We start from the raw sequence: 17,274 nt of genomic DNA on the forward strand, positions 1-17,274 counted from the left end.
CTTTAAAAGCCGCCGGAAACGGCGGCTCTTTTTTGTTTTTGCACGGTTGTGGCCGTCCTGCGGCGTCCGCACGCTGCACAGCAATAGCTCCCACTTCGCGGAAACCATATTCGGTCTTGCTGCTGGACTCTCGTAACGTCCCGCGCAATGATTTGTTCATCATACCGGCGAGGCAAGCCGGCTTCGTAAACAGTCGCGTAAGAGGCGTTAACCATGTCGGACCGTTTGCAGGGCGATGGTGCTCTTGTTCAGTTCAACGAGCGGCTCACCAATTCCGCTGCATTCGGGGCCTTGTTTCGGGAAGGCATGGATCTGGTCGAGGAGACTGCCGCTTATCTCGATGGCGCCGGCCGTACCGAGGCCAAGGCGCTCGACCGCGCCGTGAGCCTGACCTACGCGACCGAAAGCATGCGGCTCACCACCCGCCTGATGCAGCTCGCCTCCTGGTTGCTGCTGCACCGCGCGGTGAAGGAAGGCGAGATGACCTTGAGCCAGGCCAATCGCGAGAAGACCAAGGTGAAGCTGACGGCCGCCGATCCGGGGCCAGCTGACCTCCTGGAGAAGCTGCCGCAGCAGCTGCAGGACCTGATTACACGCTCGATGAGCCTGCAGGCCCGTGTCCGCCGGCTCGATACCTCGATCCACACCCCGCCGGACCAGACGGCGATCGGTAATCCGCTGGTGCCGCAACTTAACCGGCTCAAGGCCGCCTTCGAGCAGTAAGGCCCGCCCGCGCCGGGGCCGCGCGCCGAACGATCAACGCCAAACAAAAACGCCCCCGAATTCGGGGGCGTTTTGCGATCTGGGCCAAGATTAAGAACGGGTGCCGCATGCAGCACCCGGCAGGGATCAATCCTTCTTGAGGAAACCCTGGAACTTCTTCTGGAAGCGGGAGACGCGGCCGCCGCGATCCATGATCTGCTGGGTGCCACCGGTCCAGGCGGGGTGCGACTTCGGGTCGATATCGAGGTTGAGCTTATCGCCCTCTTTGCCCCAGGTCGAACGGGTCTGGTATTCGGTTCCGTCGGTCATCACGACCGTAATCATATGATATTTCGGATGAATGTCGGCTTTCATGGCATATCCTACGGCACGGTGAGGCGCGACCGCGCCTGTTCCTGTCATCACTGAAGGGGGACAATTGCGGCGCTCTATAGCCGAAGGTGGCGGCCAAAACAAGCTCATGCTCCGAATCTGGCGGCGGTGACAGTCCCGGAGTCAGGTTCGCCACCAATTCTGCCGCACTTGCCCCCTTGGTATATTTCCGGATTTGCCAAGCCGCGGGGCCGAGGCCTATCAGGACTGGCAGAGTTTTGAAGCATTTCAGGTGATCCATGAGCGCAGTCGAGCGGCTTGACGACAGGCAGGACGAGACCGGTCCCGATCCGGTGGGAGACGCCGCGGCGGCTGTCGAGGCGCTGACCGAGGAGGCTGCCCCTGGGCGTCGCTCCAAGCTGCGTCCGCTCCTCGCGCTATCGCCCTATATCGCCCGCTATCGCGGCCGCGCCATTCTGGCGCTGATCGCACTGACCGTCGCCGCCTTGACCACGCTGCTGGTGCCGGTGGCCGTGCGTCGGATGATCGATTTCGGCTTCACGCCCCGCGGTATCTCGCTCATCAATGATTATTTCAGCGTCATGATTGCGGTGGTGGCCGTGCTCGCGCTGGCAAGCGCGTCACGGTACTACCTGGTCATGACGATCGGCGAACGTATCGTTGCCGACCTCCGGCGCGACGTGTTCGCGCATCTGATGTCGCTGTCGCCGGCGTTCTTCGATTCCGCGCGCAGTGGCGAGTTGATCTCGCGGCTCACGGCCGACACGACCCAGATCAAGTCGGCGGCCGGCGCCTCGGTCTCGATCGCGCTGCGGAATGTGCTGATGTTCGTCGGCGCCACTGCGATGATGGTGATCACCAGCCCGAAACTATCCGGCTTCGTGCTGCTCGCTATTCCGCTGATCGTGCTGCCGCTCGTCGCATTCGGACGCTGGGTGCGGCGGCTGTCGCGGAATGCGCAGGACACGCTGGCGGAGGCGTCGGCCTACGCGTCCGAACTCGTCGGCGCGATCAGGACGGTGCAGGCCTATACCAGCGAGCGGCTCGCGGGCGACCGCTTCGGCCGCGAGGTCGAGCAGGCTTACGAAGCCGCACGGGTCTCGACCAAGGCGCGCGCGGTCCTGACCGCGATCATCATCTTCATCGTGTTCTCGAGCGTTGTGGCGATCCTCTGGATCGGTTCGCATGACGTGCTCGCAGGCCATATCAGCGCCGGCCGTCTCGGCCAGTTCGTGCTCTATGCGGCGTTCGCCGCGGCAGGTCTTGGGCAACTCAGCGAGGTCTGGGGCGAAGTTTCGGCAGCCTCGGGCGCTGCCGAGCGGCTATTCGAACTGTTGCATGTGCGGCCGGAGATCGCGGCACCCGCTGCGCCTCGCGCGCTGCCGGAGCCGCCGCGCGGCGATCTCAGCTTCAATCATGTCAGCTTTGCCTATCCGGCGCGGCCCGATGTTCGTGCCATCAATGACGTGTCGTTTGAAATCAAGGCCGGCGAGAAGGTCGCCATCGTCGGCCCGTCGGGTGCCGGCAAGAGCACGCTGTTTCATTTGCTGCTGCGCTTCTACGATCCGGTGTCCGGTCGGATTGCGCTCGACAGCGTGCCGGTCCGCGATGCCGATCCGCGCAAGGTGCGCGAGCGCATTGCGCTGGTGCCGCAGGAGCCGGCCGTGTTTGCCGCGAGCGCACGCGAGAACATCCGCTTTGGCCGGCCCGAGGCCAGCGATGCCGAGGTCGAGCGCGCGGCTGAGCTGGCTCATGCGAGCGAATTCATCCGCCGCCTGCCGGAAGGCTTCGAGACGCCGCTCGGCGAGCGCGGCGTAACCTTGTCAGGCGGGCAGCGTCAGCGCATCGCGATCGCACGCGCGATCCTGCGCAACGCGCCGCTGCTGCTGCTCGACGAGGCGACGTCCGCGCTGGATGCCGAAAGCGAGACGCTGGTGCAGACCGCGCTGGAGGAACTGATGCGCGGCCGCACCACGCTGGTGATCGCCCATCGCCTTGCCACGGTGCTGTCATGCGACCGCATCCTGGTGATGGAGCAGGGGCGCATCGTCGAGCAGGGCACCCATGCCTCGCTGGTTGCTGCCAACGGACTCTATGCGCGGCTTGCGCGCCTGCAGTTTGAAGGCGTGTGATCGCGCCATCAATTTCGGCTCTGTTCCCTGCAACCTTTTTCGGTGCTTGGTCGTTCCGGGCGCTGTTCCGCGGCGTATAGCGCGACCGCTACGGCCTCCACGCCATGCGCAGCACCGGCCGGCCGGAGGTCGGATTGACGTCCTCGCCGTCGTCGACGAAGCCGTTGCGCCGATAGAAGCGGATTGCGCGCGCATTGTCCTTGTTGACCAGCAAGGTGACGCCTGACGGCGCGTGCTCCTTTGCGGCATCGACCAGCACCGTCGCGAGCGGCGAGCCCCAGTGCTCCGGTGCGACCACGAGCTGATCGAGATAACCCGATGCGTCGATGGTCACGAAGCCGATCAGCTGCTGGTCCTGCTCGGCGACGATGATGGCCGCGTTCGGCACGAGCTCATCGCACCAGCGGGCCCGCCACCAATCCACGCGCGCAGCGAAATCGATCGCTGGATAGGCCTGTTGCCACGTCCGCTGCCACAGGGCGATCGCGGCGTCTTCGTCGGCTGCGCAATAGCGGCGCAAGGTGAATGTGCTCGTCACCGTTCCGTCAGCTTCAGCTCGATGCGACGATTGCGGCGGAAGGCATCTTCGTTGTTGCCGGGATCGAGCGGCTGGAATTCGGCAAAGCCGGCGGCGACCAGACGCTGCGGAGGAACACCGAGCGAGATCAGATATTGCACCACGGAGATCGCGCGCGCCGAGGACAACTCCCAGTTCGACTTGAAGATCGGGCTGTTGATCGGGCGCATGTCGGTATGGCCATCGACACGCAGCACCCAGGCGATCTCGCTTGGGATTTGCTTGTCCAGATCGATCAGCGCCGATCCCACGGAGTTCAGCTCCTGCTGGCCTTCGGGCAGCAGCGTCGCCTGGCCGGTATCGAAGAATACCTCGGACTGGAAGACGAAGCGGTCGCCGACGATGCGGATGTCAGGACGGTTGCCGAGAATGGCGCGCAGTCGGCCGAAGAATTCGGAGCGATAGCGTGACAGCTCCTGCACGCGTTGCGCCAGCGCGACGTTGAGGCGCTGGCCGAGATCAGCGATGCGACTCTGCGATTCCTTGTCGCGCTTCTCCGAAGCATCGAGCGCCTCTTCCAGCGCGGCGAGCTGGCGGCGCAGCGCGCTGATCTGCTGGTTCAAGACCTCGATCTGCGCGAGTGCACGCGCGGAGGTCTGCTTCTCCGAATCCAGCGCCTTGTTCAGCTCGTTGGCGCGGCCGTTGGCATCGTTGCCGGCGTTGGCGAGCCCGTCGTACAGGCTCTTGACCCGATCGCGCTCGGCTTCCGCCGAGGCGAGGCCAGCGCGCAGCTGCGACACCTGGTCGTCGAGGCTCATCTTGCCGAGCTTCTCCAGGGACAGCATCTCGTTGAGCTGGGCGATCTTGGCGTTGAGCTGCTCGAGCGCCTTGTCCTTGCCGGTCACCTCTTGCGAGAGGAAGAATTGGACGACCAGGAAGACGGTGAGCAGGAACACGATCGAGAGGACCAGCGTCGACAGGGCGTCGACGAAGCCTGGCCAGTAGTTCATGCCGGACTCTCGGCGGGTACGGGCAAGGGCCATTCAATAGTCTCCGCGATTTGGTTTTGCTCCGAGCGTCCCTCCTCGTGGGAGAAGCCGGCGGACGCGCCGGGTCAGGGAGCTAACTCTTCTCAGTTTGCCGCGCGAGGCGCTCGAGCAGCCGCTTGATCTCGCGGTTCTGTTCGCCCTGGCCGTCGGCCCATTCGCGGATCATCTGCTGCTCGGTCCGCATATGCGCGACCAGGCCCTGGATCGCCTCGGCGAGATTGGCCATCGCAGCGGTCGCCCCGCGGTTGGAGCCTTCCTCCATGGCAGAGCGCAGCCGCTCGATCGCGCCCGATAGGTCGCCGCCCTCGACATCGCCCGTCCCATATTCGCGGACCGTGCCGGCCAGCCAGTCTTCGAGGTCGGTATAGAAGCGGTTCTGGGCCTGGCTGGATTGCAGGTCGAGGAAGCCGAGGATCAACGAGCCGGCGAGACCGAAGAGTGACGACGAGAACGAGATGCCCATGCCGCCCAGTGGCGCGGCGAGCCCGCCTTTCAGGGTGTCAAACAACGCGCCGGCGTCGCCGCCGACCTTCAGCCCGTCGATCACCTTGCCGACCGAGCCGACTGTCTCGATCAGGCCCCAGAAGGTGCCGAGCAGGCCGAGGAAGACCAGCAGACCGGTCATGTAGCGGGAGATGTCGCGGGCTTCATCGAGTCGGGTAGCGATGGAATCCAGCAGGTGCCGCATCGTCTGTTGCGAGATCGTCATCCGCCCGGTGCGCTCGCGGCCGAGGATCGCCGCCATCGGCGCCAGCAAGGTCGGATAGCGAGCCACGGCGAGGCCCGGGTCGGCGATGCGGAAATTGTTGACCCAGGACACCTCCGGGTAGAGTCGGATGACCTGGCGGAACGACAGGATGATCCCGATGAACAGCACCGCACCGATCAGCGCATTCAGCCCGGGATTGGCGAAAAACGCCTGAACGATCTGCTTGTAGAGCACGACCCCGACCAGGGCGCAGAGCACCAGGAAGACCAGCATTCGCACCAGAAAAATCCGGGGCGAGGACAGTTTGGTCAGTTCGTCCATCGCGGAACGGGAAGGGGAGCCTTGAGCCATTGTCGATGACTTCCGTTACGGGGAACCGGTCCTGGGGCACACTATGGCATAGCAGCGGCGGGAAAGAAGCTGCGATTGCTGCAATCCCGCACTCTGCATGGAATCGTGTCCCGAAACCGGTCAGCGGTCGGTGCGTATTTCAGTTGATATTTAGCGGGAACGCCCGGCATTTGTCATGACCATCCTTGGATATTTGGCAGCCGTGCTGCTGATTGGCCTCTCGCTCTCCATCCTCATGGCGTTGGCCTGGGCGGTGCAGCAGGGCACCGGCAATTCCGGCTGGGTCGATACCATCTGGACGTTTTCGGTCGGGCTGGTTGGTGCCGCCGGCGCCTTGTGGCCGTTGACCGGGACGGCGCCGAACGCCCGGCAATGGCTTGTCGCCATCCTGGTTACGATCTGGTCGCTGCGGCTAGGCACACATGTCGCCCTGCGCACCGCCAAGAGCGGTGATGACCCCCGCTATGCCGAGTTCGCCAAGCAATGGGGATTGGCCGCTCCCCGTCGGATGTTCCTGTTCCTGCAGCAGCAGGCCTGGGGCTCCATCCCGCTCGCCTTCGCCATTTTCGTTGCAGCTCATGCACCAGCGAGAGATCTGCGCGCACAAGATGGCCTGGGCGCGCTGATCCTGCTGCTCGGCATCGCAGGGGAAGCCCTCGCCGATGGTCAATTGAGGTCCTTCCGCTCCGATCCGGCCAACCGCGGAAAAGTCTGCGATGTCGGACTCTGGCGATGGTCGCGGCATCCCAACTACTTTTTCGAATGGGTGTGCTGGCTGTCGTATCCCGTGATCGCGCTATCGCCGGATCATCCCTGGGGAGCAGCCGGCCTGCTGGCGCCGCTGGTCATGTACTGGATCCTGGTGCATGTGACCGGCATTCCGCCGCTGGAACAGCAGATGCTGCGCTCGCGCGGCGCCTGCTATCAGGCTTATCAGGCGCGCACCAGCGCCTTCTTCCCGCTGCCGCCCCGCAGGGAAACTGCGGCATGAGTGCCTGCGAGATTCTGTCGCTGCCATCGGACCAAGAGTCGCGATCGGCGCTGCGGGAACCCTGAGTTCCGCTCGATCTCGGCCGGCTCACAATCCGGTGAATCGAAAATCGCGTTGTTTCTTCAGGCACATACCTCCGTGTGACATCAAGCCGCCGCAATCCGCATTGCGCTGCACCAGCTCACTTCTATGTTGGCGTCGGCAGCGCCAGAACAGCGCAAGGTCATCCCGTCGCATAGTCAGCCGTTACTCCAACTATCAGGAGCTCATCTTTCATGTCTCGTCTTCGCGCGTCATTGGTTTGCAGCGCATTGCTGCTCGCAGTCGTCGCGCCACTTCTCGCCGCCTGCGACGATGCCACCACGGCCCAAGCGTCATCGACTAATCAGGTTGATATTCCCGAAGTCGGGATCGTTACCGTCGAGCAGCAGGCCCGCGCCATCGTTCGCGAGCTGCCGGGCCGCATCGCGCCGACGCGGGTGTCGGACGTGCGGCCTCGGATCTCTGGCATCGTGGTCGAGCGGCTGTTCCGCCAGGGCAGCGAGGTGAAGGCAGGCGATCCGCTCTACCGGATCGACCCCAAGCCGTTCGAGGTCGAGGTGTTGTCCGCCAAGGCTGCGCTGGCCAAGGCCGAAGCGGTGCACGAGCGTGCCGTCCAGCAGGCGCGGCGGATCGCTCTGCTGTTCAAGGAACGCGCCACGCCTGAAGTCGAAAACGAGAAGGCGATCGCCGGCGAGCGCGAAGCGGCTGCTGACGTCGAAGCCCGCAAGGCGGATCTGGCCCGCGCTCATCTCAATCTCGATTACGCGACGGTGCGTGCGCCGATCGATGGCATCGTGGGCGCGGCCCAGGTCAGCGAGGGCGCGCTCGCGGTGCAGAACGAGACCTCGATGGTGACCATCCAGCAGCTCGACCCGATCTATGCCGACTTCACCCAGTCGGTCACCGAAATGCACCGCCTCCGGCGCGCGTTCGAATCCGGCGATCTCGAGCGCATCGTGCACGATGCGATCAAGGTCCGGCTGCTGCTGGACGACGGCACGCTTTATCCGGTTGCGGGCAAGCTGCTGTTCTCTGAAGCCAAGGTCGATGCCGCAACCGGCCAGGTCACCTTGCGCGGCGAGTTCGCCAATCCGAAGCGGGAGCTCTTGCCCGGCATGTATGTCCGGGTGCGGATCGAGCAGGGTATCGACAGCGACTCCGTCGGGGTGCCGCAGCAGGCGGTTCAGCGCACTGTGGGCGGCGGCAGCGAGATCTTCGTCGTCCGGGACGACAACCGCGTCGTGGCGCAGCCGATCCGCACCGGACCGATCCAGGACGGCCTGGTGCTGGTCACCGAAGGTCTGAAGGCGGGCGACAAGGTCGTGGTCGAAGGCTTCCAGAAGTTCGCCGCGGGCGACAAGGTCGCGCCGCAAGCCTGGACCGAGGTTTCCTCGGCCGAGGCCGTCTCGGTGCAATCGTCGGCGACGAGGTAAGCTCATGCCGAGCTTCTTCATCGACAGGCCGATCTTCGCCTGGGTCGTCGCGCTGTTCATCTGCTTGATCGGCGCGATCTCGATTCCGCTGCTGCCGATCGCGCAATATCCGATCATCGCGCCGCCCTCGATCTCGATCTCGACCAGCTATCCCGGCGCCTCGCCCGAGAACCTCTACAACAGCGTCACGCGGCTGATCGAGGAGGAACTCAACGGCGCCTCCGGCATCCTGAACTTCGAATCCACCAGCGACTCGCTGGGCCAGGTCGAGATCACGGCCAATTTCGTGCCGGGCACCTCGACCAACGACGCCTCCGTGGAGGTGCAGAACCGCCTCAAGCGCGTCGAGGCGCGGCTGCCGCGCGCGGTGATCCAGCAGGGCATCCTGGTGGAGGAAGCGTCCAGCGCGGTGCTGCAGATCATCACGCTGCGCTCGACCGACGGCAGCCTCGACGAGGTCGGGCTCGGCGACTTCATGATCCGCAACGTGCTCGGCGAAATCAGGCGCATTCCGGGCGTCGGTCGCGCCACGCTGTATTCGACCGAGCGCTCGCTGCGGGTCTGGCTCGATCCGGCCAAGCTGATGGGCTATGGCCTCACCGCCGATGACGCGACGAAGGCCATCAGTGCGCAAAACGCGCAGGTGGCCTCGGGCTCGATCGGCGCCGAGCCGGCCACATCGGGCCAACGCACCTCGGCGCTGGTGCTGGTCAAGGGCCAGCTCGACTCGCCCGATGAGTTCGGCTCGATCATCCTGCGCGCCAATGCCGACGGTTCGACGGTGCGGCTGCGCGACGTCGCCCGCATCGAGATCGGCGGCCTGAGCTATCAGTTCAACACCCGCCTCAACGGCAAGCCGACCGCCGGGCTGTCGGTGCTGATGTCGCCGACCGGCAACGCCCTGGCGACCGCGAGCGCTGTCGAGGCCAAGATGAAGGAGCTGTCGCGCTTCTTCCCCGCCAACATCACTTACGAAATTCCCTACAACATCACGCCGGTGGTCGAGGCATCGATCGAGAAGGTGCTGCATACCCTGCTTGAGGCGGTGGGGCTGGTCTTCGTCGTGATGTTCCTGTTCCTGCAGAACCTCCGCTACACCATCATTCCGACCATCGTCGTGCCCGTCGCGCTCTTGGGCGCCTGCTCCACCCTGATGCTGCTCGGCTACTCGATCAACATGCTCACCATGTTCGGCATGGTGCTGGCGGTCGGTATCCTCGTCGATGACGCCATCGTCGTGGTCGAGAATGTCGAGCGCATCATGTCCGAGGAGGGGCTGCCGCCGAAGGAGGCGACGCGCAAGGCGATGTCGCAGATCACGGGCGCCATCATCGGCATCACCCTGGTGCTGATGGCCGTGTTCGTGCCGATGGCGTTCTTCCCGGGCTCGGTCGGCATCATCTACCGGCAGTTCTCCGTGACCATGGTGGCGGCGATCGGCTTCTCGGCGCTGCTCGCGATGTCGCTGACGCCGGCATTGTGCGCGACCTTGCTGAAGCCGGTGCAGGCGGGGCACGGCCACGCCAAGAAAGGCGTGTTCGGCTGGTTCAACCGCTTCATGGATCTGAGCCGCAATCGCTACGGCGGTGTCGTGAGAGGCGCACTGGGGCGCACCGGCCGGCTGATGCTGATCTACGCGATCCTGCTCGGCGGATTGACCTTTGCCTTCGTCAGGATGCCCGGCGGCTTCCTGCCGGTCGACGACCAGGGCTTCATCACCACCGACGTGCAGACGCCGGCCGATTCCTCCTATGCACGGACGCTGGGAGCAATTGAGCGGGTCGAGAAATATCTGTCGGAGCGGGCCGGCATCGACAACGTCACCTTCCTGACCGGCTTCAGCTATGCCGGGCAGGGCATCAACACGGCGCAGGCCTTCATCTCGCTGAAGGACTGGTCGGAGCGCGGTGCGAAGGACAGTGCGGCCGCGATCGTTGCCGACATCAACCGCGACCTCGCCTCGATCCGCGACGCCAAGATCACTGCGCTGCAGCCGCCGCCGATCGACAATCTCGGCAACTCCTCAGGCTTCAGCTTCCGCCTGCAGGACCGCGGCCAGAAGGGCTATGCGGCGCTGACGGCAGCCGCCGACCGTCTGATCGCGGACGCCAATGCGAGTCCCGTGCTGCAGAAGGTGTATATCGAAGGCCTGCCGCAGGGCCCGCAAGTGAACTTGACGATCGATCGCGAGAAGGCCGGCGCCTTCGGCGTCACCTTCGAGGATATCAACAATACGATCTCGACCAATCTCGGCTCGAACTATGTGAACGATTTCCCGAATCGCGGCCGCATGCAGCGCGTGGTGGTGCAGGCGGATCGGCTGAGCCGCATGAATGCGGACGACATCCTGAACTACAGCGTCAAGAATGCGAGGGGCCAGCTGGTGCCGCTCTCCTCCTTCGCTTCGGTCGAATGGGCGAAAGGACCGATGCAGATCGCCGGCTTCAACTATTATCCCGCAGTGCGTATTTCGGGCGAAGCCAAGCCGGGCTACACCTCGGGCGACGCGATCGAAGAGATGGAGCGGTTGGCGTCCAAGCTGCCGCGCGGCTTCGGTTATGAATGGACCGGACAATCGCTGCAGGAAAAGCTGTCGGGTTCGCAGGCGCCGTTCCTGCTGGCGCTGTCGGCCTTCGTGGTGTTCCTGTGTCTGGCCGCGCTCTATGAGAGCTGGACCATTCCGCTCGCGGTGCTGCTCACGGTGCCGCTCGGCATTCTCGGCGCCGTCGTAGCGGCAAGCCTGCGCGGCTTGCCCAACGATGTCTATTTTACGGTCGGCCTGATCACGATCATCGGCCTCGCTGCCAAGGACGCGATCCTGATCATCGAGTTCGCCAAGGACCTGCGCGCCCATGGCAAGCCGCTGGTCGAGGCGACGATCGAGGCGTGCTCCCTGCGCTTCCGTCCGATCGTGATGACGGGCCTTGCCTTCGTCTGCGGCGTGCTGCCGATGTCGATTGCATCAGGCGCCGGCGGTGCCAGCCAGCAGGCGCTCGGCACCAGCGTCATGGGCGGCATGATCGCGGTGGTGATCCTGGCGCTTCTGATGGTGCCGGTGTTCTTCGTCTCGGTGCAGCGCGTGCTCGCGGGCGACCGCGAGAGCGTCGCGCCGCAGGACGAGGTCTATGGTCCGCCGTCGCCGGTGAACTTGTAGGTGGTGTCTCCACAAAGCCGCCATCCGGCTGACCAAGGGTCCGATCATGTGGCTGACGATGGACAACGCCTGACGTCGATCACTCCGTGGTCGGCGCATCGTCCTGCGCTCGAGGCCGCCACTGGCATTCTCGGCGCCGTAAGCGTATAATCCGGCATCACATGACGGTAACGAAATGTCGAACTTCGCAGGCAGATTGAGTCTCGCGCTGGCCTTGGCTGCGCTCTCGCTGGGCTGGCCGACGGCGCATGCCCAGATGGCTCCAATTCAGTATTGGGTTCCTGGCTGGCCCGTCGACCTGGGGAGCGCCGGTGAGAGCCTGGACAGTTACGGAAACTTCCCAAGCTTCGATGCAAGCGGCCGGGACAGCGGCTTCTTTACGCGGCGCTACAGTTACTCGAACAACTGGTCCGCCTTGAACAGCACGGGCCTGAGCATGCAGGGGCTGAACGCGTATGGCTCGCTCGGCTCTCTGACGGCAGAAGGCTCGCAGTTCGGTTACAGGTTCAAGAGCGGTGTCGCGCTGTATGGCGGTTTCGACACTTTGAAAGTCGACCGCGGCAGCAGCGCTTTCGCCGCCTTCGATTCCAATTCCGCGACTCTGCCCGCCTATCGCGCGAATGCGGGCATCGAGTTTCAGCCAGCGCCAAATGTCAGCTTGTCGTTCGGTCTCAGCTATACCGGACAGCAGTCGGATCGTCTCGACAGCGACATCAGATCACCGCTGTTGCCCGGCGAGACGCCGTCCGCCTTCACCAGCGGTCGCCGCTGACGTAACTCCAGAGTGTAGGGTGGGCAAAGCGCTGTCGCAATGCGCCTTTGCCCATCCTACGTCAGCCTTACGCCGCCGCCTTGAGCACCTTCACCAGCTCGCGGTGAATGACCTCGTTGCCGCAGACGACGTGACCGGTGGTGAGAGCATCGTCCTTGCCGTCGATGCCGGAGACGGTGCCCCCGGCTTCGCGCACCATGATCGTGCCTGCCGCGATATCCCAGGGCGAGAGGTCCCGTTCCCAATAGCCGTCGAGCCGGCCGGCCGCCACGAAAGCGAGGTCGAGCGAAGCTGCCCCGAAGCGGCGCAGACCCGCAACCTTGGTCTGCAGCGCGGTCATCTCGCGCATGAACAGCGCGTGATCGCCGCGTCCGATATGGGGCAGGCCGCACGCGATCACGCACTCGTGGAGCTGGCGCCGCGCGGCCACGCGCAGTCGCTGATCGTTGAGGAATGCGCCCTTGCCACGCTCGGCGATATAGAGCTCGTCATTGGCGGGATTGTAGATGACGCCCGCGATCACGGCGTCCTCGCGCTGGAGCGCGATCGAGATCGCGAATTGCGGAATGCCGTGCAGGAAGTTGGTGGTCCCGTCCAAGGGATCGACGATCCAGGTGTGCGACTTGTCGCTGCCCTCGCGCACGCCGCCTTCCTCACCGATGAAGCCGTAGCCCGGCCGCGCCTTGGCGAGATCTTCATAGATCATCTCTTCGGCCCGCTTGTCGGCGCGCGAGACGAAATTCGCAGGTCCCTTCAGCGACACCTGCAGGTGCTCGATCTCGCCGAGATCGCGCTTGAGGCTGCGGCCGGCGCGGCGCGCGGCCTTGACCATGACGTTCATGAGGGCGGAATGGATCATGAGCTCGATACGGCTGGCTGATGCACCTTGCGGCGCGCATCTCTCCCGACAGGGAGATGAGGATGGATGAATGAGAGCTGTGGGTGCCCTGTACAGGGCGCGGCGTCAAGGGCGGATCATTTGGCCCCGATCCAGCGCTTGGCGGCTTCTTCGCCTTTGGCGCGCTCCTCGGGGCTCAATTCGGCGAATTTCTCGTCCAGCTTGGGATCGCCCTTGCCGGCGGTCTTGGCGACCAGATGCCATTTGTACGCCTCGACCCGGTCCATCGGCGTGCCGCCGACACCGTAGAATAGCACCCAGGCCAGCCGATTCTGTGCGATCGGGCTGTTCTGCTTGGCGGCCTTCCGCAGCAGTGCCACGGCGCCTGCTTCGTTCTTGGGGGTCCCGCTGCCGTTGAAGAGGGCGATCGCGTATTCGACCTCGGCATCGACATTGTCGGCGAGCGCTGCGGCCTGCAACAGCCGTGCGGCCTTCTCCGGATCCTTCTGAACCGCTGTTCCCTCCTTGTAGAAGGTTGCCAGCGCATATTGTGCTTCGGGGTTGCCGGCGTCCGCCGCCATCTGCAGCAGCTCGGCCGAACGCTTCAGATCCTGGGGCAGGGTCTGGCCGTCAAGATAGAGCAGAGCGAGATTGTAGGCCGCCTTGGGCTCGCCCAGCTTGGCGGCGGAGGCGAGCAGCTTCACCGCCTCCTGCTTGTCCGTCGGGCCGCCACGGCCGGCCAGCCGCATCATCGCCAGCGCAAACATCGCCTCGCGGTCCCCGGCCTCCGAGGCACGCTTGTACCACGTCGCCGCCTTGTCGAAGTCGCGCCGGACGCCCATGCCATTTTCATAGAGCTGGCCCAGCATCGTCATGGCCTTGGCATCGCCGGTCTGCACACGCGCCGTGGCGAGGTCGAACGCGGTCTTGTACTGGCCGCGCTGATAGGCGCCATAGACCAGGTCGACATTGGGGTCGTTCGCGGTCGGGAGCGCGTTGGCGGAGGGCTGGCTCGCGGGCGGAGCGGCCGGCGTGGGCGGCTTGGCGGAAGCGCCCGGTACAGGCACAGGCTTTTTCGCCGGCGGCTTCGGCTTTTCGACCGGCTTTTCGACGGCCTTGGGCTTTTCGGCGGGCGGCTGCTGAATGCCGGGCGGGGTCAGCGAGATCTGCGCAAGCGCGCTGGTCGAAGCGAGCAGCAAAACCGTGAGAACGGATGTCAGGCGCAGCATCGGCATCTTAATGGCGTTACCCTTATCCGGCTCGCGCCGCGGGGATCGCCATATAGGCCTGCTTGATGGCGCTGTCGATATCGGAAAGGGCCGCAGCGGGGCCGCGCGCATCGTTCCAGATGAGGTCATCGACCAGGACGAAATCGGCGCCGGCGGCCACGAATTCGATCGCCTCCTCGCGCGTTGCGGCATAGCCGACGCAAGGCGGCTCGAACAGCTCGGCCCACCATGACAGCCGTTCTGCAATAGCGTCGACGGACGGCCGCTTGCCGTCCGCATCCTTTTCGCCGAACAGCACATAATCGGCGCTGCGCTCGCCGGCCGTCATCGAATCGTGCCGGGTGGCGAGCCCGCCGACGCCGGCGATGCGGTCCGGTTTCAGGCTCGGCAGGGCCTCGTCGAGCGCAGCGAGGCCCGTCAGATGCGCGCCGTCGGCGCCGGCGCGCGCCACGATGTCGGCATGCCCTTCGATCAACAGCGCAGCGCCCGCATCCTGAATTGCGGGCGCCAGCGCTTTCACGTTTCTGATCATGCTGCGCGGATCGCTCTCTTTCAGCCGCACCAGCACGGCGGCGACATCGCCGCTGCGGAGAATGCCTGGCAGGCTCGCGGCCAGCGGCGCCGGGTCTGCGACCACGGGCGTTGCAAGATAAAGCCGCGGCGCCGGCCGCTGTGGGGTCGTTTTGCCCGACACGTTATGCCGCCTTCCGTTCCAATTCGGCTGCCCATTGGCCGAGGCTGGCGAGCCTGTTCATATGAGCGCGATGCGCGAATGCGCGCTGGCCGGCCGCCACGTTCTCCGCCTTGCCGGACCATGCCTTTTGCGGCGCCGCCTGCAGGGCCCGGCCGTATGAAAAGGTCAGACGCCACGGCAGATGGCCGATGCGGTTCATTGCATCGAGATGCGCGGTGGCCTCCTCGTCGGACTGACCGCCGGAGAGGAAGGCGATGCCGGGAACGGCCGCGGGGACGCATTCCTTGAGCAAACGAACCGTCTTCTCCGCCACCTCCTGCACCGAGGCTTGTTTCATGGATTTCTTCCCCGGCACGACCATGTTGGGCTTCAGGATCATGCCCTCGAGCGCAACGCGCTGGACGCGGAGTTCGCGGAAGACCTCGTTGAGCACGCGCCGCGTGACCTCGTAGCAGCGGTCGATGTTGTGATCGCCGTCCATCAGCACTTCCGGCTCGACGATGGGCACGATCTGCGCCTCCTGGCACAGCGCGGCATAACGCGCCAGCGCATGCGCATTGACATGGATCGCGGTCATGGAGGGGATGTCGTTGCCGATGTCGATCACGGCGCGCCATTTGGCGAAGCGCGCGCCCTGCGCATAGTACTTCGTCAAGCGATCCGCCAGCCTGTCGAGGCCGGCCGTGATCGTCTCGCCGGGGCAGAAGGGAAGGGGATGGGTGCCCTCATCGACCTTGATGCCGGGAATACTGCCGGCCTGCTCGATCAGCTTGATCAGCGGCGTTCCGTCCTTGCCGTGCTGCCAGATGGTCTCGTCATAGAGAATGACGCCGGAGATGTAGCTCATTCCCTCGGCGCTGCGAAACAGCATCTCGCGATAGTCACGCCGGCTCTCCTCGGTCGACTCCACCTTGATCGCATCAAACCGCTTCTTGATCGTGCCGGTGGATTCGTCGGCGGCCAGGATGCCCTTGCCCGGCGTCACCATGGCAACCGCGACGTCGTTGAGATCGGAGAGGTTCATGACGGCATGCTCCAGAGTGCACCTGCCCTGCTCGCCAAAATAGACCGTTCTCGGGCGGATGCCGAGAAAACATTGTTGTGGGCGGGGCAGGGTTCCCGGAGGCGTGAAGGCCGAAGTGGCTATTGGAGAAGCGCGCGCCAGGCGCTGGTCAGGTGGCCTCGCCCCGCAAGCGGGGCGAGGAGACAGCGCGGGACATGCTTAGGCGACCGTCGGGTCGAGCTCGCCCTTGGCGTAGCGCTTGGCCATCTCGGCGGTGGTCAGCACGCGCTTGATCTTGGAGGCTTGGCCCGCGGTGTTGAATTCCTGGAGCCGCTGCTTGCACAGCTTGGTCATCGCCTCCATCGCCGGCTTCAGATACTTGCGCGGGTCGAACTCTTCCGGGTGCTCCTGCAGGATCTTGCGGATCTGGCCGGTCATCGCCATGCGGTTGTCGGTGTCGATGTTGATCTTGCGCACGCCGTTCTTGATGCCGCGCTGGATCTCGGCGACCGGTACTCCCCAGGTCGGCTTCATCTTGCCGCCATAGGTGTTGATGATGTCCTGCAGCTCCTGCGGCACCGACGAGGAGCCGTGCATGACCAGATGCATGTTCGGCAGCTTGCGGTGGATCTCCTCGATCACGCCCATGGCGAGGATGTCGCCGTCGGGCTTGCGGGTGAACTTGTAGGCGCCATGCGAGGTGCCCATCGCGATCGCGAGCGCATCGACCTTGGTCTCGCGCACGAACTTCACGGCCTCGTCCGGATTGGTCAGCAGCTGATCGTGGGACAGCTTGCCCTCGGCGCCGTGGCCGTCTTCCTTGTCGCCCATGCCGGTCTCGAGCGAGCCGAGCACGCCGAGCTCGCCCTCGACCGAGATGCCGCCGAGATGCGCCATCGTGGTCACGGTCTTGGTGACGTTGACGTTGTAGTCCCAGTCGCCCGGGGTCTTGCCGTCGGCCTTCAACGAGCCGTCCATCATGACGGAGGTGAAGCCGGACTGGATCGCCGTCATGCAGGTCGCGGGCTCGTTGCCATGGTCGAGATGCACGCACACCGGGATGTGCGGATAGATCTCGGTCAACGCATCCATCATGTGCTTGAGCATGACGTCATTGGCATAGGCACGGGCGCCGCGCGAGGCCTGGATGATGACCGGCGCATCGACGGCGTTGGCCGCCTCCATGATCGCCAGCGCCTGCTCCATATTGTTGATGTTGAAGGCCGGGACGCCGTAATCGTTCTCCGCCGCGTGGTCGAGCAGTTGACGCAACGTGATGCGAGCCATCGATCCTGTTCTCCGTT

15 protein-coding genes are annotated in these 17,274 nt (G+C 64.7%); 6 read left to right on the top strand and 9 right to left on the bottom strand.

All coding sequences use genetic code 11. From position 1 onward, the window contains the following. Positions 1 to 213 precede the first annotated feature (213 nt). Positions 214 to 723, top strand: a complete 510-nt coding sequence (locus QX071_RS06760; RefSeq protein ID WP_315701664.1) for a DUF1465 family protein — start codon at positions 214 to 216, stop codon at positions 721 to 723. A 126-nt stretch (positions 724 to 849) separates the two neighbouring features. Here QX071_RS06760 and rpmE read toward each other — a convergent pair whose 3' ends face one another. Beyond that, positions 850 to 1,077, bottom strand: a complete 228-nt coding sequence (gene rpmE, locus QX071_RS06765; protein ID WP_315701663.1) for a 50S ribosomal protein L31 — start codon at positions 1,075 to 1,077, stop codon at positions 850 to 852. Between the two features lie 257 nt (positions 1,078 to 1,334). On the opposite strand from rpmE, the gene QX071_RS06770 reads away from it, so the two are divergent. After that, positions 1,335 to 3,188: an ABC transporter transmembrane domain-containing protein gene (locus tag QX071_RS06770; protein ID WP_315701662.1), complete on the top strand. Its 1,854-nt coding sequence runs from the start codon at positions 1,335 to 1,337 to the stop codon at positions 3,186 to 3,188. 88 nt (positions 3,189 to 3,276) lie between these two features. Here the strand turns inward: QX071_RS06770 and QX071_RS06775 are convergent, their stop codons facing one another. The 3 genes from QX071_RS06775 to QX071_RS06785 form a co-directional block, all read right to left on the bottom strand. Then, positions 3,277 to 3,726, bottom strand: a complete 450-nt coding sequence (locus QX071_RS06775) for a GNAT family N-acetyltransferase (protein WP_315701661.1) — start codon at positions 3,724 to 3,726, stop codon at positions 3,277 to 3,279. Continuing rightward, positions 3,723 to 4,748 (bottom strand): peptidoglycan -binding protein, encoded by a 1,026-nt coding sequence (locus QX071_RS06780; protein WP_315701660.1) that lies wholly within the window; start codon positions 4,746 to 4,748, stop codon positions 3,723 to 3,725. Before QX071_RS06780 ends, QX071_RS06775 begins: the two co-directional genes overlap by 4 nt. Positions 4,749 to 4,827: 79 nt before the next feature. After that, the gene (locus tag QX071_RS06785) at positions 4,828 to 5,814 is read right to left on the bottom strand and encodes a flagellar motor protein MotA (RefSeq protein ID WP_315701659.1); all 987 of its coding nucleotides are present in this window, start codon (positions 5,812 to 5,814) and stop codon (positions 4,828 to 4,830) included. Positions 5,815 to 5,989: 175 nt separating this feature from the next. Here QX071_RS06785 and QX071_RS06790 point away from each other — a divergent pair, with 175 nt between their 5' ends. The 4 genes from QX071_RS06790 to QX071_RS06805 all read left to right on the top strand — a co-directional run bounded on the left by QX071_RS06790 (position 5,990) and on the right by QX071_RS06805 (position 12,206). Next, positions 5,990 to 6,805 carry a DUF1295 domain-containing protein gene (locus QX071_RS06790; protein WP_315701658.1) on the top strand — a complete coding sequence of 272 codons (816 nt, stop codon included), beginning with the start codon at positions 5,990 to 5,992 and terminating at the stop codon, positions 6,803 to 6,805. 275 nt (positions 6,806 to 7,080) lie between these two features. Continuing rightward, positions 7,081 to 8,280: an efflux RND transporter periplasmic adaptor subunit gene (locus QX071_RS06795; protein WP_315701657.1), complete on the top strand. Its 1,200-nt coding sequence runs from the start codon at positions 7,081 to 7,083 to the stop codon at positions 8,278 to 8,280. A 4-nt stretch (positions 8,281 to 8,284) separates the two neighbouring features. Further along, a complete protein-coding gene (locus QX071_RS06800) occupies positions 8,285 to 11,434 on the top strand; it encodes an efflux RND transporter permease subunit (protein ID WP_315701656.1) in 3,150 nt (1,049 codons plus the stop codon). 214 nt (positions 11,435 to 11,648) lie between these two features. After that, entirely contained in the window at positions 11,649 to 12,206 is a 558-nt protein-coding gene (locus QX071_RS06805; RefSeq protein ID WP_315701655.1) for a hypothetical protein, read from the top strand. A gap of 67 nt (positions 12,207 to 12,273) precedes the next feature. Here QX071_RS06805 and QX071_RS06810 read toward each other — a convergent pair whose 3' ends face one another. The 5 genes from QX071_RS06810 to fba all read right to left on the bottom strand — a co-directional run bounded on the left by QX071_RS06810 (position 12,274) and on the right by fba (position 17,257). Further along, the gene (locus QX071_RS06810; RefSeq protein WP_315701654.1) at positions 12,274 to 13,065 is read right to left on the bottom strand and encodes an inositol monophosphatase family protein; all 792 of its coding nucleotides are present in this window, start codon (positions 13,063 to 13,065) and stop codon (positions 12,274 to 12,276) included. A 116-nt stretch (positions 13,066 to 13,181) separates the two neighbouring features. Continuing rightward, positions 13,182 to 14,279, bottom strand: coding sequence for a tetratricopeptide repeat protein (locus QX071_RS06815; RefSeq protein ID WP_315701653.1), 1,098 nt, complete (start codon positions 14,277 to 14,279; stop codon positions 13,182 to 13,184). 16 nt (positions 14,280 to 14,295) lie between these two features. Beyond that, positions 14,296 to 14,967 (bottom strand): thiamine phosphate synthase, encoded by a 672-nt coding sequence (locus QX071_RS06820; protein ID WP_315701652.1) that lies wholly within the window; start codon positions 14,965 to 14,967, stop codon positions 14,296 to 14,298. Between the two features lies 1 nt (position 14,968). Continuing rightward, positions 14,969 to 15,991: a class I fructose-bisphosphate aldolase gene (locus QX071_RS06825; RefSeq protein ID WP_315701651.1), complete on the bottom strand. Its 1,023-nt coding sequence runs from the start codon at positions 15,989 to 15,991 to the stop codon at positions 14,969 to 14,971. Between the two features lie 198 nt (positions 15,992 to 16,189). Continuing rightward, entirely contained in the window at positions 16,190 to 17,257 is a 1,068-nt protein-coding gene (gene fba, locus QX071_RS06830) for a class II fructose-bisphosphate aldolase (protein WP_315701650.1), read from the bottom strand. Between the last annotated feature and the right edge of the window lie 17 nt (positions 17,258 to 17,274).

The sequence above is a fragment of the Bradyrhizobium sp. SZCCHNS1022 genome, assembly GCF_032484835.1.
Taxonomy (GTDB): Bacteria; Pseudomonadota; Alphaproteobacteria; order Rhizobiales; family Xanthobacteraceae; genus Bradyrhizobium.